The sequence below is a fragment of the Burkholderia sp. DN3021 genome (assembly GCF_049805555.1).
In the GTDB taxonomy this organism is placed as follows: Bacteria; Pseudomonadota; Gammaproteobacteria; order Burkholderiales; family Burkholderiaceae; genus Burkholderia; species Burkholderia pyrrocinia_C.
In genome coordinates, this window is the sequence record NZ_JBNCAB010000045.1 from 16240 (window position 1) to 38041 (window position 21802).

At 67.4% G+C, this 21802-nt stretch carries 19 protein-coding genes, 1 tRNA gene and 1 pseudogene; 12 read left to right on the forward strand and 9 right to left on the reverse strand.

Translation table 11 applies throughout. The features are described from left to right. Positions 1 to 286 precede the first annotated feature (286 nt). On the forward strand, positions 287 to 1900 hold the full coding sequence (gene gshA / locus ACPUER_RS21585; protein ID WP_425132066.1) for a glutamate--cysteine ligase: 1614 nt from the start codon (positions 287 to 289) through the stop codon (positions 1898 to 1900). A 103-nt stretch (positions 1901 to 2003) separates the two neighbouring features. Here gshA and ACPUER_RS21590 read toward each other — a convergent pair whose 3' ends face one another. Beyond that, a complete protein-coding gene (locus ACPUER_RS21590) occupies positions 2004 to 2315 on the reverse strand; it encodes a DUF4148 domain-containing protein (RefSeq protein ID WP_310135820.1) in 312 nt (103 codons plus the stop codon). Between the two features lie 432 nt (positions 2316 to 2747). On the opposite strand from ACPUER_RS21590, the gene ACPUER_RS21595 reads away from it, so the two are divergent. Continuing rightward, positions 2748 to 4388: an L-lactate permease gene (locus ACPUER_RS21595; protein WP_425132067.1), complete on the forward strand. Its 1641-nt coding sequence runs from the start codon at positions 2748 to 2750 to the stop codon at positions 4386 to 4388. A 101-nt stretch (positions 4389 to 4489) separates the two neighbouring features. Here the strand turns inward: ACPUER_RS21595 and ACPUER_RS21600 are convergent, their stop codons facing one another. Beyond that, a complete protein-coding gene (locus tag ACPUER_RS21600) occupies positions 4490 to 5389 on the reverse strand; it encodes a LysR family transcriptional regulator (protein ID WP_310135816.1) in 900 nt (299 codons plus the stop codon). 229 nt (positions 5390 to 5618) lie between these two features. Between ACPUER_RS21600 and ACPUER_RS21605 the strand changes: the two genes are divergently transcribed. Continuing rightward, on the forward strand, positions 5619 to 7790 hold the full coding sequence (locus tag ACPUER_RS21605) for a phosphocholine-specific phospholipase C (protein WP_425132068.1): 2172 nt from the start codon (positions 5619 to 5621) through the stop codon (positions 7788 to 7790). A 195-nt stretch (positions 7791 to 7985) separates the two neighbouring features. Beyond that, the gene (locus ACPUER_RS21610) at positions 7986 to 8714 is read left to right on the forward strand and encodes a phosphonate utilization associated transcriptional regulator (protein ID WP_425132069.1); all 729 of its coding nucleotides are present in this window, start codon (positions 7986 to 7988) and stop codon (positions 8712 to 8714) included. A 94-nt stretch (positions 8715 to 8808) separates the two neighbouring features. Here the strand turns inward: ACPUER_RS21610 and ACPUER_RS21615 are convergent, their stop codons facing one another. Next, positions 8809 to 10197, reverse strand: a complete 1389-nt coding sequence (locus ACPUER_RS21615; protein ID WP_425132070.1) for an FAD-dependent oxidoreductase — start codon at positions 10195 to 10197, stop codon at positions 8809 to 8811. 113 nt (positions 10198 to 10310) lie between these two features. Beyond that, positions 10311 to 10523: pseudogene (locus ACPUER_RS21620) on the reverse strand (2-aminoethylphosphonate--pyruvate transaminase); the annotation flags it as partial. Positions 10524 to 10727: 204 nt separating this feature from the next. Here ACPUER_RS21620 and phnA point away from each other — a divergent pair. Beyond that, entirely contained in the window at positions 10728 to 11966 is a 1239-nt protein-coding gene (gene phnA / locus ACPUER_RS21625) for a phosphonoacetate hydrolase (protein WP_425132071.1), read from the forward strand. Positions 11967 to 11995: 29 nt separating this feature from the next. Further along, a complete protein-coding gene (phnY, locus tag ACPUER_RS21630) occupies positions 11996 to 13450 on the forward strand; it encodes a phosphonoacetaldehyde dehydrogenase (RefSeq protein WP_425132072.1) in 1455 nt (484 codons plus the stop codon). A gap of 89 nt (positions 13451 to 13539) precedes the next feature. Here the strand turns inward: phnY and ACPUER_RS21635 are convergent, their stop codons facing one another. Beyond that, positions 13540 to 13815: a hypothetical protein gene (locus ACPUER_RS21635; RefSeq protein ID WP_152860875.1), complete on the reverse strand. Its 276-nt coding sequence runs from the start codon at positions 13813 to 13815 to the stop codon at positions 13540 to 13542. 325 nt (positions 13816 to 14140) lie between these two features. On the opposite strand from ACPUER_RS21635, the gene ACPUER_RS21640 reads away from it, so the two are divergent. From ACPUER_RS21640 to ACPUER_RS21650, 3 genes are read left to right on the forward strand one after another with little or no spacing between them, the layout of a single operon-like run. Next, positions 14141 to 14923 carry an amino acid ABC transporter substrate-binding protein gene (locus tag ACPUER_RS21640; protein ID WP_425132073.1) on the forward strand — a complete coding sequence of 261 codons (783 nt, stop codon included), beginning with the start codon at positions 14141 to 14143 and terminating at the stop codon, positions 14921 to 14923. A gap of 14 nt (positions 14924 to 14937) precedes the next feature. Further along, positions 14938 to 15618, forward strand: a complete 681-nt coding sequence (locus ACPUER_RS21645) for an amino acid ABC transporter permease (protein ID WP_425132074.1) — start codon at positions 14938 to 14940, stop codon at positions 15616 to 15618. After that, the gene (locus ACPUER_RS21650; protein WP_425132075.1) at positions 15615 to 16373 is read left to right on the forward strand and encodes an amino acid ABC transporter ATP-binding protein; all 759 of its coding nucleotides are present in this window, start codon (positions 15615 to 15617) and stop codon (positions 16371 to 16373) included. Before ACPUER_RS21645 ends, ACPUER_RS21650 begins: the two co-directional genes overlap by 4 nt. Positions 16374 to 16397: 24 nt before the next feature. On the opposite strand, the gene ACPUER_RS21655 is transcribed toward ACPUER_RS21650, so the two are convergent. Beyond that, the gene (locus ACPUER_RS21655) at positions 16398 to 17213 is read right to left on the reverse strand and encodes an alpha/beta fold hydrolase (protein ID WP_175963275.1); all 816 of its coding nucleotides are present in this window, start codon (positions 17211 to 17213) and stop codon (positions 16398 to 16400) included. Positions 17214 to 17294: 81 nt separating this feature from the next. On the opposite strand from ACPUER_RS21655, the gene ACPUER_RS21660 reads away from it, so the two are divergent. After that, complete coding sequence (locus ACPUER_RS21660) at positions 17295 to 17909, forward strand: CGNR zinc finger domain-containing protein (RefSeq protein ID WP_425132076.1); 615 nt, start codon at positions 17295 to 17297, stop codon at positions 17907 to 17909. Between the two features lie 49 nt (positions 17910 to 17958). Here ACPUER_RS21660 and ACPUER_RS21665 read toward each other — a convergent pair whose 3' ends face one another. Both ACPUER_RS21665 and ACPUER_RS21670 read right to left on the reverse strand, forming a co-directional pair. Further along, entirely contained in the window at positions 17959 to 19008 is a 1050-nt protein-coding gene (locus ACPUER_RS21665) for a DUF3592 domain-containing protein (protein ID WP_425132077.1), read from the reverse strand. 186 nt (positions 19009 to 19194) lie between these two features. Further along, positions 19195 to 19270: transfer RNA gene (locus ACPUER_RS21670), tRNA-Lys, on the reverse strand. A gap of 190 nt (positions 19271 to 19460) precedes the next feature. Here ACPUER_RS21670 and ACPUER_RS21675 point away from each other — a divergent pair. Both ACPUER_RS21675 and ACPUER_RS21680 read left to right on the forward strand, forming a co-directional pair. Then, positions 19461 to 19865 (forward strand): PaaI family thioesterase, encoded by a 405-nt coding sequence (locus ACPUER_RS21675; RefSeq protein WP_175963278.1) that lies wholly within the window; start codon positions 19461 to 19463, stop codon positions 19863 to 19865. 8 nt (positions 19866 to 19873) lie between these two features. Next, positions 19874 to 20740 (forward strand): patatin-like phospholipase family protein, encoded by an 867-nt coding sequence (locus ACPUER_RS21680; protein ID WP_175963279.1) that lies wholly within the window; start codon positions 19874 to 19876, stop codon positions 20738 to 20740. A 48-nt stretch (positions 20741 to 20788) separates the two neighbouring features. Here ACPUER_RS21680 and ACPUER_RS21685 read toward each other — a convergent pair whose 3' ends face one another. After that, positions 20789 to 21802, reverse strand: a complete 1014-nt coding sequence (locus ACPUER_RS21685; protein ID WP_175749050.1) for a D-2-hydroxyacid dehydrogenase family protein — start codon at positions 21800 to 21802, stop codon at positions 20789 to 20791.

Here is a 21802-nt window from a genome sequence, read left to right on the forward strand (position 1 = left end):
TCTGCCGCACGGTTGCACCTGTCGCCGCCTGTCCGCGCTTCACGATCCGTCGGACGAATTCACGTGACCGACGTGCCGATCGGTGCCGCCTGAATCCGGTAACACAAGCTGCGACAGCCGCGATCGGCCCGTCCGGCGGCCCGCTCCGGCCCGCGAGCCATGCCCGCGACCACCTCAAGCGCGTGTTCCGGCGAGATGTTAAAGTGCCCGCTACCAACGAAGCGACCAACAATCCAGCCGGCCGCGCGCGGCGTTCTGCGCGCGGCCGTCACGCACTTGCGTCTCCATGTCGAACACCATGACTCACCGCCAGTCCGAACTGCTGCTGAATCGCCTCGAAGCACTGAGCTCGGGCCCGACGCGGCAGCATCTGCCCGACGGCCTGCGCGGCATCGAAAAGGAAAGCCTGCGCGTGACGCGCGACGGGATGATCGCGTTCACGCCGCATCCGCGCGCGCTCGGTTCGGCACTCACGCACCCGTCGCTGACGACCGACTACTCCGAAGCGCTGATCGAGCTGATCACGCCCGCGGAACCGGACGCGTCGATCACACTCGAGCGTCTCGACGAGCTGCATCGCTACGTCTATGCATCGCTCGGCGACGAGATGCTGTGGAACGACTCGATGCCGGGCCTGCTGCCGGCCGACGACCAGATTCCGATCGCCGACTACGGCACGTCGAACATCGGCCGCCTGAAGACGGTGTACCGGCGCGGCCTCGCGTATCGCTACGGCCGCACGATGCAGTGCATCGCCGGCATCCACTACAACTACTCGCTGCACGAGGAAGTGTGGCGGCGCCTGCACGCGGAAGAAGGGTCGACGGCCACGCTCGTCGATTACCAGTCGGAGCGCTATCTCGCGCAGATTCGCAACTTCCGTCGCCGCAGCTGGCTGTTGATGTACCTGTTCGGCGCGTCGCCCGCGCTCGACACGAAATTCCTGCGCGGCAAGCCGCACAAGCTCGATACGTTCGACGCCGATACGCTGTACCAGCCGTATGCGACGAGCCTGCGGATGAGCGATCTCGGCTACTCGAACACGACCGCGCAAGCCGCGCTGCACGTCGACTACAACACGCTGCCCGGCTATCTCGACGCGCTGTCGAAGGCCGTCAGCGAGCCGTATCCCGCATACGAGGCGATCGGCACGCATCGCGACGGCGAGTGGATCCAGATCAACACGAACGTGCTGCAGATCGAGAACGAGTTCTACTCGACGATCCGGCCGAAGCGCGTCACGTATTCGGGCGAACGCCCGCTGCATGCGCTCGCATCGCGCGGCGTGCAGTACATCGAGGTGCGCTGCCTCGACATCGATCCGTTCGCGCCGACCGGCATCGCGCTGGAGACCGCGCGCTTCATCGACGCGTTCCTGCTCGCGTGCGCGCTCGACGACAGCGCGCCGCTCGACTGCGACGCGTACAAGGAAGCGAACGCGAACTTCGGCAGCGTGACGATGGAAGGCCGCAAGCCGGGGCTCACGCTGTCGCGAGACGGGCAGCCGATCACGCTGCAGGCGTGGGCGGACGATCTGATGGCCGATATCGAAACCGTCGGCCGCCGTCTCGATGAAATCCGCGGCGGCGACGAGCATGTGCGCGCGATCGCCGCGCAGCGCGAAAAGCTCGCCGATCCGGAGCGCACGCCGTCCGCGCGCGTGCTGCGCACGATGCGCGAGAACGGGCAGTCGTTCCTTGCGTTCGCGCTGGCGCAGAGCGAAGCGCATGCCGCGCATTTCCGCGCACATCCGCCGTCGGCGGACACGCTGCGCACCGAGCAGGCGCTCGCCGCGAAGTCGCTGGCCGAGCAGGCCGAGCTCGAAGCGAAGGAGGCCGGATCGTTCGACGCGTTCGTCGCGGCCTATCGCGCGTATACGCTGAACCGCTTCAGCGTGTGAGGATCGCGCACGCGGCCGCACGCGTTGGTGTGCAGGCCGCGTGCGTGTCGGCCGGCGCTGGTCGCGCCGCGCCGTTACCGGTTCAGTCCGGTTCAGTCCGCGTTCAGTGATGCGCGTACGTGCCGCGATCGATCGCGTGCGGCAGCGCCGGCTTGCCCGATTCTACGTGCGCCGGGCCGTTGTTGCCGTAACCGGCATCGTCGCCGCGTACCCGCGCGGCGCGCCGCATGATCGCCTGCATGTTCTCCGGAAAGTCGGGACTGCTCGCGAGGCTCGTCCGGTAGCCGGCGGCCTCCAGTTCCGCGAGTTCCTGGCGGACCTCCGCGCGCGTCAGCGTCGATGCGGCCTGTGCATGGGCGGCGAAAACCGCGCCGATCAGCAGGAATGCGCATGCCGCCTGTTTCATCGTCTTCATCGTGTTCGCTCCGTGAGGTGCCGCGCCGTCGTCGGCGCGGGCGGAATCGATGCGGCCAGTCTAGGCTTCGGATGCCAAACGAAACATCCCGCTTGCCGGTAGTCTCCTTTGTCGCGCGCGCAACATTGCGCAGGTGATGATGTCGCGCACGCCGATGGGCCGTTCGCGACGGGTTTCCTGTCGGGTGCGACAGCGGCCCGCCAACTGCCGGTCATCGTGCGTCGGATGGTCCGTATCGGGTTGCTGCATTTCGGGCTTGTCCCCCTTGTACAAGCGCCGTACGCCTCCTAACCTCTTTTAAGCGACCGATCGGTTGGCCGTGCAACGTAGTTGCGTGCACAAGTGCCCGATCGTTGGCGCGACTGCAGAACGTCGCTTTGCACCGAATCCGGGGGCGCTGACGCGCCAACCCGGGTCGCCTTTGGAGACACGATGAATCCCACCGACGCCCTACCGCCCGGCATCGTCTTCGCGCAGCCGCTGACGCCGATCGCCAACTCGCTGTTCCTGTCCTTCCTCGTCGCCGTGATCCCGATCGCGGTCGCACTGATCGCGCTCGGCGTGCTGCGCCGCCCCGCTTGGCAGGCGTCGCTCGCCGGGCTCGTCACCGGCCTCGCGGTCGCGATCGGCGCGTGGGGCATGCCGGCCGGGCTCGCGTTCAACGCGGTCGGCGCGGGCATGGCGCTCGCGGTCGTGCCCGTGATGTGGATCGTCTTCAACGCGCTGCTGCTGTACAACATCGCGGTGAAATCGGGCCGCTTCGACCAGTTCCGGCAGTGGATGCTCGACAACCTGCCCGACGACCGCCGCCTCGTGCTGCTCGTCGTCGCGTTCTCGTTCGGCTGCCTGCTCGAAGGGATCTCCGGATTCGGCACGCCGGTCGCCATCACGAGCGCACTGTTGATCGCGCTCGGCTTCCCCGCGCTCGAAGCGCTCACCTATACGCTGCTGTTCAACACGGCGCCGGTCGCGTTCGGCGCGCTCGGCGTGCCGATCACCGTGCTCGGCGCGGTCACGTCGCTGCCGCCCGCGACGCTCGCGCAGATGGTCGGCCGCCAGCTGCCGTTCTTCGCGCTGCTGCTGCCGTTCTATGTGGTCGGCGCGTATGGCGGGCTGCGTTCGATCAAGCAGCTGTGGCCCGCGCTGCTCGTGTCGGGCGCCAGCTTCGCGCTCGCGCAGTTCGTCACGTCGAACTTCCTCGGCTACCAGCTCACCGACGTGCTGTCGTCGCTCACGTCGCTGATCGTCACGATCGGCTTCCTGCAGCTGTGGAAGCCGCAGCCCGATCCGCAATACGCGCTCGCGCGCAGCGTGCCCGCGGCGGCCGGCGCCGCGCGCGCGGGCTTCGGCGGCTGGCTGCCGTGGCTCGTCGTGTCGGTGGTCGTGATCGTATGGGTGCACGCGAACGTCGCGGCGATCGGCGACGTGAAGATCAAGTGGCCGGGCCTGCACAACGCGGTGTTCGTGTCGCTGTACCACAAGCCGTACGCGGCGATCTGGGATTTCCAGCCGCTCGGCACGGGCACCGCGATCCTGCTCTCGGCGATCGTCACGGCCGCGCTGACGCGCACCGGCGTCGGCGCGTTCCTCGAATGCGTGGTCAAGACCTGGCGGCAGACGTGGATCGCGATCGTCACGGTGATGATGATCGTCGGGCTCGCGTACCTGCTGAACTACTCGGGGATCAGCTACACGCTCGGCACCGGCGTCGCGTCGACGGGCGCGCTGTTCCCGCTGGTGTCCGCGTCGCTCGGCTGGATCGCCGTGTTCCTGTCCGGCAGCGACACGTCGGGCAATGCGCTGTTCGGCAACCTGCAGGTCGTCGCCGCCAGGCAGCTCGGCCTTGATCCGGTGCTGATGGCCGCGACCAACTCGTCGGGCGGCGTGATGGGCAAGATGATCTCGCCGCAGAACATCGCGACGGGCGTGTCGACGACGGACCTGAAGGGGCAGGAAGGCGTCGTGTTCGCGCGCACCTTCTGGCACAGCGTGATCCTCACGCTGCTGCTCGGCGTGCTCGTGTTCCTGCAGCAGCACGTGTTCACGTGGATGATCCCGGCGCTGCCGAAGTGACGCGTGGCCGGACGCGATAAGGAAGGCGCAAGGAAAAAAACGCGGGAAGGCGCGACGAAAAGCGCCAGGAAATGCGCAAAACGCGGCGAACGCGCGGCGACTCAGCGCGCGTTCGCCCGCCGCGTCGCGTCGCGCGTTGCGTGCTCCGCCGGCAGGATGCAGGCGAGGAACGCGTCGATCGCCGGGCTCTGGCGGCGCGCCTTCAGGTAGTACACGTACTCGTCGATCGTCGTGTCGATGCCGCGCAGCGCGATCACGCGCAGGTCCGGATGGCGCTCGGCTTCGCCGAGCGGAAACAGGCTGCCGCCCACGCCATGCAGGATCGCCTCGCGGATCGCTTCGCGGCTGCCGATCTCGGCGACCGACGCGGCCGCGACGCCGGCCGTCGCGAGGATCGTCTCCGTGCAGCGGCGCGTGACCGAGCCTTCCTCGCGCATCAGCAGCCGCACGTCGGCGAGCTGCACCGGGTCGATCGTGTCGAAACGCGCGAGCGGATGGTTGCGATGCACGACGAGCACGAGCGGATCGGTCGAGATCACCTTGCGTTCGAGGCCGTCGGCGTCGTTGCGCTGCGACGAGACGGCGAGATCGATGCGGAATTCCTGCAGCGCCTGCAGGATTTCCTCGGAGTTGCCGATCCGGCACGTGAGCGCGATCGACGGATGCGCGTTCGAGAAGCGGCCGACCGCGTCCATGATGTAGTACGGGCCCGTCGCGCCGATCCGCAGGTGGCCTTCGAACAGGCCGCCGACGTTGCGCAGCATGATGTCGGCCTGCGCCTCGAGCGCGATCATCTTCTCGACGAGCGGCAGCAGCTCGATACCGGTCTCGGTGACTTCGAGCTTGCGGCCGCTGCGGTAGAACAGCTCGACGCCGTACACTTGTTCGACCTGCCGGATCTGCGCGGCAATCGTCGGCTGGCTCACGCCCAGGTGGCGCGCGGCGCGCGTGATGCTGCCCTGTCGGACGGTCGCGTGGAATGCCTTCAGCTGATCGAACACGACTCGGCTTCTCCCCCTCTTGATCGCGCGTCAGCGTAGCGCATGCGTGTGTCGGCCGCATGAAAGGCGCGTCGTGTGCCGCTTCGAAAAAAAGCTGGGGGTAACCGCAAGAAACCTGCTGGAACCGGTCACGGCCGGGACATGCCGGTGCGGGGTAATAACGGCAACGCACCGACCGCCGGCCCCGCTCGACCGGCGACCCACTCCTACCGAAAACAGGGTCTTCTCCATGTCCTCGAACAATCGACGCGATTTCCTGCGCCTCGCCGCGCAGTCGGCCGGCGCGATGGCCGCCTACGCGGGCTTCCCGCCCGCGATCCGCAATGCGCTGGCGATGCCGGCCGCCTATCGCACCGGCACGATCCGCGACGTCGAACACGTCGTGATCTTCATGCAGGAAAACCGCTCGTTCGACCATTACTTCGGCGGCCTGCGCGGCGTGCGCGGCTTCAACGACCCGCGCCCGCACCTGCTGCCGAGCGGCGCGCCGGTGTGGCAGCAGCCGCCGGCGTCGGTGTTCACGAAGAACTACCATTCGCGCGGCCTCGATCCGTCGGCGCCGTACGTGCTGCCGTTCTACCTCGATCCGAAGCAGACGACCGAATTCCAGCCGGGCACCAACCACGGCTGGAGCAGCGGCCACCTCGCCTGGAACAACGGCCAGTGGGACCAGTGGGTGAACCAGAAGCAGGACGTGCTGACGATGGGCTACCTGAAGCGCCAGGATCTCACGTACCACTACGCATTGGCCGACGCGTTCACGATCTGCGATTCGTACTTCTGCTCCGCGCACGCCGACACGGCGCCGAACCGCATCTACCTGTGGACCGGCACGGTCGACCCGCGCAACATCTACGGCAACCCGCCGAACGGCCCGGGCATCGGCGAGCGCGACGACGTGAACGGCTACACGTGGACGACCTACGCCGAGCGCCTCGAAAACGCGAAGATCAGCTGGAAGGTGTACCAGGGCGGCACGGGCATCCCGGGCGACCCGACCGACAACTACACCGACAACTCGCTGATGTTCTTCAAGCGCTTCCAGGTGAAGGAAGGCGCGAGCGGCCCGCTGGTCGACAAGGGCGCGTCGGACCACACGCTCGCCGAGCTGAAGGCCGACGTGCAGGCGAACCGGCTGCCGCAGGTGTCGTGGATCGTGTCGCCGTACAAGTACAGCGAGCACCCGCAGGCATCGCCGACCGACGGCGCGTTCTACATCAACATGGTGCTCGAGGCGCTGACGTCGAACCCCGAGGTGTGGGCGAAGACGGTGTTCATCCTCAACTACGACGAGAACGACGGGCTGTTCGACCACGTGGTGCCGCCGGTACCGCCGGTGACGAGCGGCGTGGGCGGCCAGGGCATCGTGTCGTCGAACCTGCTGTCGAACCTCGGCGACGAGTTGCTCGACCTGAACAAGTACCCGGGCGAGATGAGCCCGCTCGTGCCGGGCGCCGACCCGGGCGGCATCCAGCCGATCGGCCTTGGGCCGCGCGTGCCGCTGATCATCATCTCGCCGTGGACGAAGGGCGGCTGGGTGTGCTCGGAGACGTTCGACCACACGTCGGTGCTGCGCTTCCTCGAAGCGCGCTTCGGCGTGCAGGAGCCGAACATCAGCGCGTGGCGCCGGTCGATCTGCGGCGACCTCACGTCGGCATTCGACTTCTCCGCGCGCCCCGACACGCGCACGGTGAGCTTCACGGTGCCGCAGCACATCGCGACGGCCGGCCACGCATACCAGGTGCCCGCGCAGCAGTCGATGCCGGCGCAGGAGCCCGGCACGCGTCCCGCGCGTGCGCTGCCGTACGAGCTGTTCGTGCACAGCCGCGTGAGCGGGCACGACGACAGCGTGTCGCTCGACTTCGCGAACTCGGGCGACGCGGGCGCGGCGTTCTACGTGTACGACCGCCGCAACCCGGCGACGCCGCCGCGTCGTTATGCGGTGTCCGCGCACGACCGCTTCGTCGATACGTGGAGCACGTCGGCCGCGCACGGCGAATACCATCTCGCCGCATACGGCCCGAACGGCTATCTGTGCGAGTTCCAGGGCAACACGCGGCTCGCCGCGGACGGCCGCCACGCGAACCCCGAAGCGAAGATCGGCTACGACGTGCGCAACCGCCACGTGTACCTGCAACTGCGCAACAGCGGGCGCGCGACGTGCCGCGTGACGGTCGACAACGCGTACAGCCATGCGCATGCGCGCACCTACACGCTGGAGCCGGGCGAGCGCGCTGAGGATCACTTCGAGCTGTCGTCGAGCCACGGCTGGTACGATCTGACGATCACCGCGACGACGCTGCGCGGCGGCGACGACAAGGTCGTGCGCCGCTTCGCGGGCCACGTAGAAACGGGCCGGCCGAGCCACAGCGACCCGGGGCCGGTGAAGCACACGGCCTGACGGGCGGCACACGTCGCGCGGTTCGGGCAAGCTTCGCCCGCCGTGCGACGGCCGCCTGCCGGATGCACTCCGGCAGGTGGAATTGGTTTTTGGAAACTGAAGACTGTTGACAATGTGTCGGGCCGAGGGTATAGAAGGATCATTCGCCGATCCGGCGCCCTCGTTTTCACCCGCAGCCCCGCTGCCTGCCCGACCATGACTGCCCCGAACACGCTCAGTGCCATCGAACTCCTGCAAAGCCAGTCGCTCGCGATGATCGTCCAGGACATGCTCGAGCGCGCGATCGTCTCCGGCGAATACGCACCAGGCGAGAAGCTCAACGAAGTCGAGATCGCGACGAAGCTGAACGTGTCGCGCGGCCCCGTGCGCGAAGCGTTCCGCGCGCTGGAGCAGGCCGGACTGTTGCGCAACGAGAAGAACCGCGGCGTGACCGTGCGCGTCGTGCCGCTGCGCGAGGCCGAGGAGATCTACGAAGTGCGCGCGATGCTCGACGAGTCGGTCGCGCGCGCGCTCGCGAAGCGCATCTCGCCCGACACGCTGAAAGTGCTGAAGGGCATTATCCAGTCGATGAAGGGCGCCGCGAAGTCGCACGACGTCACGCGCTATACCGAGCTGAACGTGCAGTTCCACGATGCGATGGTCGTCGGCGTCGGCAATACGCACCTGACCGACACCTACCGCCGGCTCGTGCGTCAGCTCGGGCTGCTGCGCCAGGCCGCGATCGAGGCCGAGGAAGATGCGATCGCGGTGTCGGCGGCCGAGCACGACAAGATCGTGCAGGCGCTCGCGAGCGGCGACGAGAAGAAGGCTGTCGCGCTGGTGCGCGAGCACGTCGCGCATGGCCTCGCGCGGATGCGCCGCACGCATGAGCAGGGGCTGCCGGTAGCGGGCAAGGGGGCGCGGGAGAAAACCGCGCGCGCTTGACGCAGCCGCAAGAATCGCCGGATAAAAAGCAAAGGGACGCCTTGCAGCGTCCCTTTTGCATTGCGTCGTTACCGTCGTCACGTCGAACGCATCGTCACGCCTTGTCGGCCTTCCCGGCCGCGCTCGCGAACTTCGCGAGCCACGTATCGACGGCCGACGGCTGCCGGCTCTCGTCCTCCGCGCGCTCCTTGCGGCGGATCGCATTGCGCACGACGTGCGCGCCGACATAGCGGATCGGCTCCGGCGGGAAATGGCCGAGCGGGCCGCGCGCGATCGGGCTGCGCGTCCACGCGTTGTCGATGCCGAGCACGAGCGACGACAGGATCTGCCCGCCCATGTAGGTCGGCCCGACGCCGTTGCCCGAATAGCCGAAACCGTAGAACACGTTCGGCGCGCCGTCGAGGCGGCCGAAGAACGGGAAGCCCGTCACCGAGCGATCCGACGGGCCGTTCCAGCTTGCGGTGACCGGCACGCCCGCGAGCGACGGGAAGAACTCGCGCAGGCTTTGCGTGAGCTGCGCCTCGTACGGCGAACGCCGGTCGAACACCGGCGCGATGCGACTGCGCCACGAGAACGTGTTGCCGCCCTTGCCGAGCATCAGCCGCCCGTCGGCCGTCGTGCGGTAGTAGTAGACGAAGATCCGCGAATCGAGCACCGACACGCCGTCCACGAGCCCGGTCTTATCGAGCAGCTCCGGGCATTTCTCGGTGATGACCATGTCGCTCGACACGACCGCGATCGTGCGCTCGAACTGCGGGAAGCGGCTCGCCATCCACGCATTGATCGCGAACACGAGCTTGCCCGCCGCGACACTGCCGGACGGCGTGCGCACGACGGCCGGCTGCCCGGGTGTGAAGTCGAGCATCGGCGTGCGTTCATGGATCCGGATGCCCATCGCGAGCGCGACGCGGCGCAGCCCGCGCACGAGCTTGCCGGGGTGCACGGTCGCGGCGATCGGCGAGTAGACGCCGTCGAGATTGCGCGCGGAACCCGAGCGGCGCGCGACTTCGGCGGGCGGCAGCGGCTCGTAGCTGTGGATGCCGCATGCGGCGAGCGCGTCGAGCACCGGCGCGAGGGTGCCGACCTGCGCGCGCGAAGTCGCGGTGTACAGCGTGCCGTCGAGCCGCAATTCGGCGTCGATGTCGTGTGCGCGGCAGAAATCGGCGATGTGCTGGACGGCCGCTTCCGACGCCTTCACGAGCCGGATCGCCTCGGCTTCGCCGAACAGGCGCCGCAGCGTCAGGAATTTCGCGGACCACGTGAGCAGGCAGCCGCCGTTGCGGCCGCTCGCGCCGGCGCCGCACAGGTCGGCTTCGAGTATCGCGATGTCGAGCGCCGGGTTCTGCTGCTTCGCCTGGATCGCGGTCCAGAGCCCGGTGAAGCCGCCGCCGACAATGCAGACGTCGGCCTGCGTTGCGCCTTGCAGCGCGGGGGCGAGATCGCCGTCGTTGAACAGCGCTTGTTCGATCCAGAAGGGTCGCATCGGATGGTTCTTCAGTAAGGGTCGGTATCGTGCACGGCCGGAAAACCTCGCTGCCGCGTGGCGACACACGGCGGGTTGGCTGCGCGCACGGGCACGCGGCCGGGTGCGTCGCGTCAGGCCGCCGCTCCGGCCGACACACGGCTCACGCCCATCACCCGCAGCATGTCGGCGATCGCGGCGACGGCGCCCGGAATGCCGGCCTCGTCGAAGTGGCCGATGCAGCCGACGCGGAACGTCTCGACTTCGGTGAGCTTGGCCGGATACGGAATGTAGTCGCGCTTTTTGACCTCCTGATAAAACCGCTTGAAGTCGTAGTTCGGTTCATCTTCGGAATCCTTGACCGAGATGCCGCGGCACGCGGCGGATGAGTCGAGCCCCTCTTTTCACTGCGCTTCTTTGCTTTCTGTTCTCTGCATGTTGTTGACAATCTACAAACCATCAATTTTAATGTCAAGCATCGAAAACACCTCCCTTCGGCGCGGTGCGGGCGCCGACGGCTCAACCCCGTCGAACTGAAAGGAACGAACGTCATGACTGGAACGCCTGTTTCCGTGGAAGTGAACGGCCGCCGCTACAACTGGATGAGCCGACCCGTGGTGGTGATCTGCGTCGATGGCTGCGCATACGAATATCTGGAAGAAGCGGCCGAGGCCGGCGTCGCGCCGTTCCTGCGCACGCTGCTGAAGCCCGGCACGGCGCTCAAGGGCGAATGCGTGGTGCCGAGCTTCACGAACCCGAACAACCTGTCGATCGTTACCGGCGTGCCGCCCGCGATCCACGGGATAAGCGGCAACTATTTCTACGATCGCGACACCGGTGCCGAGGTGCTGATGAACGATCCGAAGTACCTGGTCGCGCCCACCGTGCTCGCGACTTTCGCCGAACAGGGCGCGCGCGTCGCGGTCGTCACCGCGAAGGACAAGCTGCGCCGCCTGCTCGGCAAGGGGCTGAAGGGCATCTGCTTCTCGTCGGAAAAGGCAGACGAAGCGAGCCTCGAGGAAAACGGTATCGACAACGTGCTTGAGCTGGTCGGCAAACCGGTGCCGGGCGTGTACAGCGCGGATCTGTCGGAATTCGTGTTCGCGGCCGGCGTGCGCCTGCTCGAGACGCGGCCGATCGACCTGATGTACCTGTCGACGACCGACTACGTGCAGCACAAGTGCGCGCCTGGCACGCCCGGCGCGAATGCGTTCTACGCAATGATGGACAAGTACCTGCAGCGCCTCGACGCGCTCGGCGCGATCGTCGCGATCACGGCCGACCACGGGATGAATGCGAAGCACGACGCCACCACCGGCGAGCCGAACGTGATCTACCTGCAGGAGCTGTTCGACGAATGGATCGGCCACGACGCGGCGCGCGTGATCCTGCCGATCACCGATCCGTACGTCGTGCACCACGGCGCGCTCGGCTCGTTCGCGACCGTCTACGTGCCGGCGTCGGCCAATGTCGATGCGCTGCGCGCGCGTCTTGCGGCGGTGGACGGCATCGAGCTCGCGCTGACGGGCGCCGAGGGCTGCGCGCGCTTCGAACTGCCGCCGGCGCGGATGGGCGACCTGATCGTGATCTCGAAGCGGGACGTCGTGCTCGGCACGCGCCGCATCAAGCACGACCTGTCGGGGCTCGACGTGCCGCTGCGCTCGCACGGCGGGATCTCCGAGCAGATCGTGCCGCTGATCTTCAGCAAGCCGGTCGCCGCCGACGTCACGGGCCGCGCGCGGCTGCGCAACTTCGACATCGTCGACATCGCGCTCAACCATCTGCAGTGATGCGCATGCATCCGCAAGGGAACACACTCATGAACGTCATTGCGGCCTCGACGGCCGTCCGCGAGCTTCGTCGCGAAGCACTGCGAATCGACGGCGAACGGATTCACCGGGATGCGGTGATCGACGTGCGCAACCCGTACGACGGCTCGCTGGTCGGCACCGTGCCGAAGGCGACGCTGGAAGATGTGCGGCGCGCATTCGCGGTCGCGCGCGCGTACCGGCCGACGCTCACGCGCCACGAGCGTGCGGCGATCCTGCGCCGCGCGGCCGACATCGTGCGCTCGCGCACTGCCGAGATCGCGGCGCTGATCACGGCCGAGGCCGGGTTGTGCATCAAGGATTCGACGTACGAAGCGGGCCGCGTGGCCGACGTGCTGACGTTCGGCGCCGGTGAAGTGCTGAAGGACGACGGGCAGATCTTCTCGTGCGATCTGACGCCGCACGGCAAGAAGCGCCGCGTGTACACGCAGCGCGATCCGCTGCTCGGCGTGATCTCCGCGATCACGCCGTTCAACCACCCGATGAACCAGGTCGCGCACAAGATCGTGCCGTCGGTCGCGACCAACAACCGGATCGTCGTCAAGCCGTCGGAGAAGGTGCCGCTGTCGTGCTACCTGTTCGCGGACATCCTGTACGAAGCCGGCCTGCCGCCGCAGATGCTGCAGGTGCTCACCGGCGACCCGACGGAGATCGCGGACGAGCTGATCACGAACCCGGCGATCGACCTGATCACGTTCACCGGCGGCGTATCGATCGGCAAGTCGATCGCCGCGCGGATGGGCTACCGGCGCGCGGTGCTCGAACTCGGCGGCAACGATCCGATCATCGTGATGGAAGACGCCGATCTCGACGAAGCGAGCACGCTCGCGGTGTCGGGCTCGTACCGGAACTCGGGGCAGCGCTGCACGGCGATCAAGCGGATGCTCGTGCACGAAGCGGTGGCCGATCGTTTCACCGAACTGGTCGTCGAGAAGACGCGCGCGTGGTCGTACGGGAATCCGTCGGATCCGTCGGTCGACATGGGCACCGTGATCGACGAAGCGGCCGCGAAGTTCTGCGAGCAGCAGGTGAACGACGCGATCGCGCGCGGTGCGCGGCTGCTGGTCGGCAACGTGCGCGACGGTGCGCTGTATTCGCCGACGGTGATCGATCGCGCGACGCCCGACATGCCGCTGGTGAAGCATGAAACCTTCGGCCCCGTGTCGCCGATCATGCGCTTTCGCGACATCGACGAAGCGATCCGGATGTCGAACAGCACCGACTATGCGCTGTCGTCGTCGGTCTGCACGAACCGCTTCGACAACATCACGCGCTTCATCACCGAGCTGGAAGTCGGCAGCGTGAACGTGCGCGAGGTGCCGGGCTACCGGCTCGAGCTGACGCCGTTCGGCGGCGTGAAGGATTCGGGGCTCGGCTACAAGGAAGGTGTGCAGGAAGCGATGAAGAGCTTCACGAATACGAAGACGTATTCGCTGCCGTGGTAAGCGGCGCGTGATGCGGACGCGCCGGCTCGAAGGCCGGCGCGCGGAATTTCCTCCGGCGGGACGCGGCCGCGACGGCCGCCAGGCGACGGTCAATCGTCGTCGTGATGGTGATGACGCCAGCCGCGATGCCAGCCGTTGTCGTGCCGGTAGTAGCGGTAACGGTAGTCGCCATAGTACGGGCCGTAATAAACGGGTGCCGGCTCGTACACGACGGGCGGCGGCGGCGCGTAGTAGACCGGCGGCGGTGCTTCGATCACGGGCCCCGGCACGCCGAAATACACGCCGATGTCGGCACGCGCGAATGCGCTTGCCGACAGGCAGGCGGCCGCGATGCCGAGGGCGCAAGACAACAGGATGCGTTTCATTTGCCGTTCCCTCCGTTCGCGGGCGGCAAGGCCCGCGAGCAATCGATTCACCTGTTTTCATGGTATGTAGCGCGTGCCGAATGGGTGATACCGCGTTGTCGTTTCTGTAACCGCCGGTAACGAAACGTCGGACGATTGCCGCGCTGCATCGCGACGGATTTCGTCTGCGGAATGCGTGGCTGGCCGGCGCGTTATTCGACGCGCTCATATCGTTAGCGGATTTGCGTTTTTGCCGGGCATCGGCGCGTCGGTAGAATTCGCGGACCTCTCGCGCGGCCGCTCGGGCCGGCGGGTTCACTCCCTTCCATCGTTCGGGGTCCGCACCATGAAATTCATCCGCTCCATTCTGCTCGTCGCGCTGCTGCAGGCCGTCGCGGCCACGAGCGCATTCGCCGCCGACGATCTCGCGCAGATCAAGTCGTCCGGCGTGTTCCGGGTCGGCACCGAAGGCACGTACGCGCCGTTCACGTACCACGACGAGACGGGCAAGCTCACGGGCTTCGATGTCGACATCGCCACCGCGATCGCGCAGCGTCTCGGTGTGAAGCCGCAATTCGTCGAAGGAAAGTGGGATGGGCTGATCGCGGGCCTCGACGTGAACCGTTACGACGCGGTCGTCAACGAAGTGTCGATCACCGACGCGCGCAAGGCGAAATACGCTTTCTCGTCGCCGTACATCACGTCGCGCGCGGTGCTGATCGTGCGCACGGACAACACGACGATCCGCTCGTTCGCCGACCTGAAGGGCAAAAAATCCGCGAACACGCTGACGAGCAATTTCGGCAAGCTCGCGGCCGCCCATGGCGCCGACGTGGTGCCCGTGCAGGGCTTCAACGAATCGATCGACCTGCTGAGCTCCGGGCGTGTCGACGCGACGATCAACGATTCGCTGTCGTACCTCGATTTCCGCAAGCACAAGCCCGACGCGAAACTGAAGATCGCCGCGACCGATACGACCGGCGCCGGCGACGCGTCGGGCGTGCTGCTGCGCAAGGGCAGCCCCGAGCTGGTGGCCGCGATCGACAAGGCGCTCGCGGACATCAAGTCGGACGGCACCTACGCGAAGATCTCGCAGAAGTACTTCGGCCGCGACGTGTCGCAGCCGTGACGCGAGGCTGAACGATGCCGCCCTGGCTGCACCTGATGGCGGAATCGCTGCGGCCCCTGCTTTACGCGGGGCTCGTGTTCACGGTTCCGCTCACGCTCGCGTCGTTCGCGATCGGCCTGCTGCTCGCGTTCGGCGCGGCGCTCGCGCGGCTGTTCGGGCCGCGCTGGGCGCAGGCCGTCGTGCGTTTCTATATCTGGCTGTTTCGCGGCTCGCCGTTGCTCGTGCAACTGTTCGTGATCTTCTACGGGCTGCCGAGCGTCGGCATCGTGCTCGATCCGCTGACGGCCGCCGTGATCGGCTTCTCGCTGAACGTCGGCGCGTACAACGCCGAGGTGATCCGCGGCGTGATCGAATCGATCCCGAAGGGGCAGTGGGAAGCCGCGTACTCGATGGCGATGACGCGTGCCCAGGCGTTGCGCCGCGCGATCCTGCCGCAGGCCGCGCGCGTCGCGCTGCCCGCGCTGTCGAATTCGTTCATTTCGCTTGTGAAGGACACGTCGCTTGCGGCCGTGCTGACCGTGCCCGAGATCTTCCAGGCCGCGCAGCGCATCGCGGCCGTGACCTACGAGCCGCTGATCCTCTATACCGAAGCCGCGCTGATCTACCTGCTGTTCAGTTCGGTGCTTTCCACGCTGCAACATCGCCTCGAAATCCGTTTCGGCCGTCATGCGTTGTTCCAGGCGGAGTTGCGATGATCCGTCTCGAACGCATCGACAAATCGTTCGGCACGCATCGCGTGCTGAGCGCGATCGACCTCGCATTGCAGCCGGGCAGCGTGACCGCGCTGATCGGGCCGTCCGGCAGCGGCAAGAGCACGCTGCTGCGCTGCGTGAACCTGCTCGAAGTGCCCGAGGCGGGCGCGCTCACGGTGGGCGACGCGCGCATCGACTTTGCACCGGCGCGCCGGCCGTCGCGCGACGCCGTGTTCGCGGTGCGCCGGCAGACCGGCATGGTGTTCCAGAACTTCCAGTTGTTTCCGCACCTGAGCGTCGTGCAGAACGTGATGGAAGGGCTCGTGACCGTGCAGCGCTGGCCGCGCGAGCGCGCGCGCGAACGGGCGCTCGCGCTGCTCGACAAGGTCGGCATCGAGGACAAGGCCGACGCATGGCCCGCGACGCTGTCGGGCGGCCAGCAGCAGCGCGTGGCCATCGCGCGCGCACTCGCGCCGTCGCCGCAGGTGCTGCTGTGCGACGAGCCGACGTCGGCGCTCGATCCCGAGCTGTCCATCGAGGTGGTCGAGGTGCTGCGCCAGCTCGCACGCGAAGGCACGACGATGCTGATGGCCACGCACGACCTGCGCCTGGCCGCGTCGATCGCGCACGATGCAGTGTTTCTCGCCGATGGCCGCATCGTCGAGGCCGGTGCATCGCGCGACCTGTTCGGCCGGCCGCGCGACCCGCGCACCGCGAAGTTCATCGCGACGCTCGCGCAAGGCGCGCCGGCGTTCTGACGCGATATACGATTCCGGCGGTGCTCAGCCCTGCGCTTGCCCGTCGAGCACCGCTGCGACAATCGCCTCCGGCGCATCTTCCTGCACGAGATGGCCCGCGCGCGGCACCCGGATCAATTCGCCGTTCGCGATGCGATCGGCGAGCGCCTGCCCCTGTTCGAGCGGAATCCACGCATCGTCCTCGCCCCACACGATGCGCACCGGAAAGTCCGGCGGCGCATAACGAGCCTCCGCTTCCTCGATGTAGCGCTGGCGCATCTGCGCGATCTGGCGATAGAACGCGGATTGCCCGGCCGGCGTGAGCCACGGCGAACGGTAGATCGACAGCGCATCGTCGCTCAGTGGCCGTGCCACGGCATTGCCGATGTAGGCCGATACGAGCGCGTGATGCGCATACGCCGGCAATCCGGTGAACGCGGCCTCATGCTGCGCGACGTGGCGCACGAACGGCGAACCCTGCGGCGCGATCGCGACCGGGTTCACGAGTGTGAGGTCCGCGTACGGGATGCCGTCGAGGAAGTGCGCGCGCAGCACGGTCGCACCGCCGTAGTCATGCGCGAGCACACGCGGGCGCGCAATTTTCCATTCATCCAGCATCGCGCCGAACAGTACGTTCTGGCGGCCGAGCGACACATCCGCGTCCGGCATGTCGGACTGGCCATAGCCGAGCAGGTCGTAGAAGTACACGCGGTGACGCCGCGCGAGCCACGGCGCGATCCGGCGCCACACCTGCGATGAAAACGGCGTGCCATGAACGAGCACGAGCGGCGGGCCTTCGCCGAACGTTCCCCATGCAATCCGGTGGCCTTCGAACATGAAGCGGTTGGCGAGTTCGAGCATCGGCATCTCCGTGATAACCTGTTTTCGCTGTAAACAGGTTACTCCGGATGGCCCGGACATGAAACCGATAGGTGAAAATAAATGGTTACTCGATACGAGCCTGCGCGACACGCGCACGAATGGGGCGCGGCCGATTTCGTCGGCGGCCATCCGGCGCTCGACTTCCTGAACACGGTGGCCGATACGGGCAAGACCCGCGACGAGGACAAGCTCGTCGACTGGCCGGCCGTGCGCGCGTGGGCCGGGCAAGCGGGATTGCTGGCGCCGGCCGATCTGGCGCGGCTTCTGCGTCATGCGCGGCAGGACGGCCCGGACGAGCTGGTGGCGCTGCATCGTTTTCGCGAGGATGCATACGCCGCGATCGTGCACCTGACGGCCGGAGGCGGCGGTAGCGCCGGTGCGCGTGCGGCGGACCGGCTCGCCGTCGCGATCCGCGATGCGATCGGGCGCAGCGCGTTCGACGCGGTCGACGGCCGGTTCGCGTGGCGGCCCGACGCGCGCGCCGCGTCGCGCTGGATCGATGCGGCCGCGCTCGGTTTCGAGCATCTGCTGCGCAGCGACGATTTCGCGCGCGTGCGGCAGTGCGGCCGTTGTACGTGGTTCTTCGTCGATCGCGGCCGCGGCGTCGGGCGGCGCTGGTGCGACATGCGCACGTGCGGGAACCGCGCGAAGGTGGAGGCGTTCAGGGAACGGTGAAGCGCGCGCCGTTACGGTTGCCGCGCCGCGCGCGGCCGGCGCGCGAGCGTCATTGAGCGGCTTCGTGCGGCCGATGGTCCGGCCACAGCGTCGCGGCGACGAACAGCCCCGCCGCGAGGAACGGCGCGCCGATCGCGAACAGGATGGCCGTGAGGCCCCAGCGATCCCAGAAGCGGTCGACGACCGCGCGTTCGGGAGTGACGGGGTCGTACAGCACGTTGACCGCTTCGCCTTCGCGCAGGCCCGGATGCGACGCCGCCGCGCCCTGGGCGAACGTGATCTGGCGCCCGCTGTCGGTCGTGAACGCGACGATTGCCGAATACAGCGACGTGCGCGCCCGGGACGACCGCGCGTTTTTCGCGATATCGACGACATGGCCGGTCGAGTGCGCATAGTGGCGGACGATCTGCCACTGACGCAGGCCGGCCGCGCCGGCACCGGCGAGGAAACCCGTACCGATCGCGATCGGGATCAGCACGACCGCGATATCCCAGCGGCGCCGCGCCTGCTTGCGTGCGGCGCGGGCCGGCGGCGGGTCGGATGGTCGGCGGCGGCGCTCGCCGGCGATCAGCAGGCCGCCGATCGCGAACGACGCGATGGCGAGCAGCGTGGGCACCGCAACCGGAAACCAGCGTTGCGCGAAATCGTCGATCAGTGCGGGGCGGTCGGGATGGGCGGGGTCGAGCAGGATGTCGACGCTCTCGCCGATGTCGTACGCGGGGACGGTCGACGCGGTATTGCCGGCGATTTCGCGGCGCTGGCCGTCGTTCGCGAGGTAGGCGACGATCGGCCGGTACGCGCGCATCGCGTCGCTGTCCTGCACGATGCGCACGACCGTGCCCGGCGCGCGGACCAGATGACCGGTCGCGCGGCCGGTCGTGACCGCGAGTACGGCTGCGAGCACGAGCAGCACGACGCCGAGCGCCAGCGCGGCGAGCGCGTCCTTACCCGGCATGACCGGATCCGGCTGGTGCGTCGCGCGGCGGATTCGGGGGCGATCGGGTGAATGGCGTGTCCCGACGGACAGGCCGATATCGGCGCAACCAGGCCCTTTGAATGGTCGCGTCTCGTTCACATGCTTCCATGTATGACGTCCCATGTTCTCTCTGTGCCGGCGGGCAAACGACAGTACCTGCGCCGGTCGTGTGATATTTGTCGGACGATTCTAGCGGAAACGGTGCGGAAGGGGCGTGCGGATGTGCGCGCGCGAGGGAGCGCACCACGAACGTGGCGCGCGGAAATGAAAAAGGCCGGTCAGCTTTCGCTGACCGGCCTTTTGAAATCCTGGTGGGGCGTGAGTGACTCGAACACTCGACCTACGGATTAAGAGTCCGCTGCTCTACCAACTGAGCTAACGCCCCCAACAGAAAAAAGATTATGCACGGGTTTTTGGGGCATGGCAAGCCCCTCGTGCAAATTTCCTGAAAATATTTCGTCACGCCAACGGCAGCCGTCGCCGCGGTAACGAGCGGTCGCAGTTTGCGCGCTCCCGGTATGATGACGCCACACGCGTTGCGCGGCGGTCGCGCAACGTTTTCTGGACATTCGAAGATGGACGAAAACGCAGTCCGCGAATTGCTGGATCGCCTGCTGGCCCCGTGGGTCCGCTCGCTCGGTCTGGTCCCCGTGTCGATCGGCGACGACAGCGTCACGATGCGCCTGCCGTTTTCCGGCGAATTCCGCCATTCGGGCGGCGTGATCTGCGGCCAGGTGTTCACGGCGGCCGCCGACACTGCGATGGTGGTCGCGATCTCGGCTTCGCTCGGCGAGTTCCGGCCGATGACGACCGTGTCGCTGAACACGAACTTCATGCGCCCCGTGCGCAAGGGCGACGTGCTCGTCACCGCGCGCGTGCTGCGGATGGGCCGCAACCTCGTGTTCGGCGAAGTCGAGCTGTTCGACGAGGACGGCAAGATGGCCGTCCACGCGACGTCGACCTACGCGCTCGTCAGCTGAGCGGCGCGATGTTCGACCAGATCGTTTTTGCGGGCGGCGGCAATCGCTGCTGGTGGCAGGCCGGCTTCTGGGACGTCGCGCAGCCGGCCCTCGGGCTGCGCCCGCGCGTGATCACCGGCATCTCGGCCGGCGCGGCGACCGCGTGCATGCTGTATACGCGCGACGCCGCTTGGGTGATGCGTTATTACGAAGAGGCGCTGCGCCACAACCGGAAGAACGCGTACTGGGGCAACCTGTTCGGGCGCGAGCCCGTGTTTCCGCATTACCGCATCTACCGGCAGGCATTGCTCGACATCTACGGCGAGCCGTTCGCGAAGCTGGCCGAGGCGCCGGAGATCCGCATCGGCGTGTCGCACGTGCCGCGCTGGCTCGGTGCGCGCAGTGCGGTCGCTGCCGGCCTCGTCGCGTACAACATCGAGAAGTACGTGCGCAAGACGCTGCACCCGACGCTCGGGCGCGCGCTCGGCTTTCAGCCTGAATTCGTGCGGGCGCAGGCCTGCACGCAAGTCGACGAACTCGCCGACCTGATCCTGCAGTCGTCCTGCACGCCGCCGTTCACGCCGGTGCTGCGCCGCGGCGGCCGGCCCGTGCTCGACGGCGGAATGGTCGACAACGTGCCGGTCGACGCGCTCGACCCGTCGCCGGGCGACGTGCTGGTGCTCGTCACGCGGCTGTATCCGCGCCCGCAGATGTTCACGGTCGCGCACGGCGACCAGCGGCGGCTGTACGTACAGCCGTCGAGCAAGGTGCCGATTTCGAGCTGGGATTACACGAGCCCGTCGCAGATGCGGCATGCGTACGACCTCGGGCGGCGCGACGGCGAGCATTTCCTCACGCGCGTCGGTGCGATGACAGGCGGCCGCGTGGCCGCCTGATGGTGGGGAATGGAGCAGCGGGGCCGCGTGGGTGCGCAGCCCGCGCGATCAGCGCTTGCGGATCGGCGTCAGCGCTTCCGGATTGGCGACGCTCGACATGTCGCCGTCGTCGAACGCGAGGATGTTCCTGAACGCCGCGCTGAAATAGAGCTCGTAGCTCTCGCGCTCGACATAGCCGATGTGCGGCGTGCAGATCACGTTCTCCATCCGCAGCAGGCTGTAGCCCTGCAGGATCGGCTCGCTCTCGAACACGTCGATTGCGACCATCCCCGGACGGTTGTGCGACAGCGCGTTGACGAGCGCGTTTTCCTCAAGCAGCTCCGCGCGGCTCGTGTTGACGAGCAGCGACGTCGGCTTCATCCGCATCAGGTCTTCCTGCTTGACGATCCCGCGCGTGTCGTCGTGCATGCGCAGGTGCAGCGACAGCACGTCGCTCTGCTCGAACAGCGCCTCGCGGCTCTCGGCGGCCGTGTAGCCGTCGGCGCGCGCGGCCTCGAGCGAATGCTCGCGGCCCCAGATCAGCACGTTCATCCCGAACGCCTTACCGTAGCCGGCGACCAGCCGGCCGATCTTGCCGTAGCCCCAGATGCCGAGGGTCTGGCCGCGCAGCACCTGGCCAAGGCCGAAGTTCGGCGGCAGCGCCGACGTCTTCAGGCCCGACTGCTGCCATGCGCCCTGCTTCAGGTTCGCGACGTACTGCGGAATGCGGCGCTGGGCGGCCATCACCAGCGCCCAGGTCAGTTCGGCGGGCGCGACCGGCGAACCCGTGCCTTCGAGCACCGCGATGCCGCGGTCGGTACACGCTTCGAGGTCGATATGGCTCGAGACGCGGCCGGTCTGACTGATCATGCGCAGGTTCGGCAGCTTGGCGAGCAGTTGCGACGAAATCGGGGTCCGTTCACGAATCAGCACGAGCGCCTCGACTTCCGCCAGACGGCTTGCGAGCTGTCCCAGGCCGCGCACCGTATTGTTGAAGACCTTCACGTCGTGGTCGGCAAGCATCTCGAAGCAGTTCAGCTTGCGGACGGCGTCCTGGTAGTCGTCGAGGATGGCAATTTTCAT

What these genes read in the sequence shown, in the direction of transcription:
- gshA (WP_425132066.1), top strand. Translation starts at nt 287, where the DNA reads ATGTCGAACACCATGACTCACCGCCAGTCCGAACTGCTGCTGAATCGC.
- ACPUER_RS21590 (WP_310135820.1), bottom strand. Translation starts at nt 2,315, where the DNA reads ATGAAGACGATGAAACAGGCGGCATGCGCATTCCTGCTGATCGGCGCG.
- ACPUER_RS21595 (WP_425132067.1), top strand. Translation starts at nt 2,748, where the DNA reads ATGAATCCCACCGACGCCCTACCGCCCGGCATCGTCTTCGCGCAGCCG.
- ACPUER_RS21605 (WP_425132068.1), top strand. Translation starts at nt 5,619, where the DNA reads ATGTCCTCGAACAATCGACGCGATTTCCTGCGCCTCGCCGCGCAGTCG.
- ACPUER_RS21610 (WP_425132069.1), top strand. Translation starts at nt 7,986, where the DNA reads ATGACTGCCCCGAACACGCTCAGTGCCATCGAACTCCTGCAAAGCCAG.
- ACPUER_RS21615 (WP_425132070.1), bottom strand. Translation starts at nt 10,197, where the DNA reads ATGCGACCCTTCTGGATCGAACAAGCGCTGTTCAACGACGGCGATCTC.
- phnA (WP_425132071.1), top strand. Translation starts at nt 10,728, where the DNA reads ATGACTGGAACGCCTGTTTCCGTGGAAGTGAACGGCCGCCGCTACAAC.
- phnY (WP_425132072.1), top strand. Translation starts at nt 11,996, where the DNA reads ATGAACGTCATTGCGGCCTCGACGGCCGTCCGCGAGCTTCGTCGCGAA.
- ACPUER_RS21635 (WP_152860875.1), bottom strand. Translation starts at nt 13,815, where the DNA reads ATGAAACGCATCCTGTTGTCTTGCGCCCTCGGCATCGCGGCCGCCTGC.
- ACPUER_RS21640 (WP_425132073.1), top strand. Translation starts at nt 14,141, where the DNA reads ATGAAATTCATCCGCTCCATTCTGCTCGTCGCGCTGCTGCAGGCCGTC.
- ACPUER_RS21645 (WP_425132074.1), top strand. Translation starts at nt 14,938, where the DNA reads ATGCCGCCCTGGCTGCACCTGATGGCGGAATCGCTGCGGCCCCTGCTT.
- ACPUER_RS21650 (WP_425132075.1), top strand. Translation starts at nt 15,615, where the DNA reads ATGATCCGTCTCGAACGCATCGACAAATCGTTCGGCACGCATCGCGTG.
- ACPUER_RS21655 (WP_175963275.1), bottom strand. Translation starts at nt 17,213, where the DNA reads ATGCTCGAACTCGCCAACCGCTTCATGTTCGAAGGCCACCGGATTGCA.
- ACPUER_RS21660 (WP_425132076.1), top strand. Translation starts at nt 17,295, where the DNA reads ATGGTTACTCGATACGAGCCTGCGCGACACGCGCACGAATGGGGCGCG.
- ACPUER_RS21665 (WP_425132077.1), bottom strand. Translation starts at nt 19,008, where the DNA reads ATGGGACGTCATACATGGAAGCATGTGAACGAGACGCGACCATTCAAA.
- ACPUER_RS21675 (WP_175963278.1), top strand. Translation starts at nt 19,461, where the DNA reads ATGGACGAAAACGCAGTCCGCGAATTGCTGGATCGCCTGCTGGCCCCG.
- ACPUER_RS21680 (WP_175963279.1), top strand. Translation starts at nt 19,874, where the DNA reads ATGTTCGACCAGATCGTTTTTGCGGGCGGCGGCAATCGCTGCTGGTGG.
- ACPUER_RS21685 (WP_175749050.1), bottom strand. Translation starts at nt 21,802, where the DNA reads ATGAAAATTGCCATCCTCGACGACTACCAGGACGCCGTCCGCAAGCTG.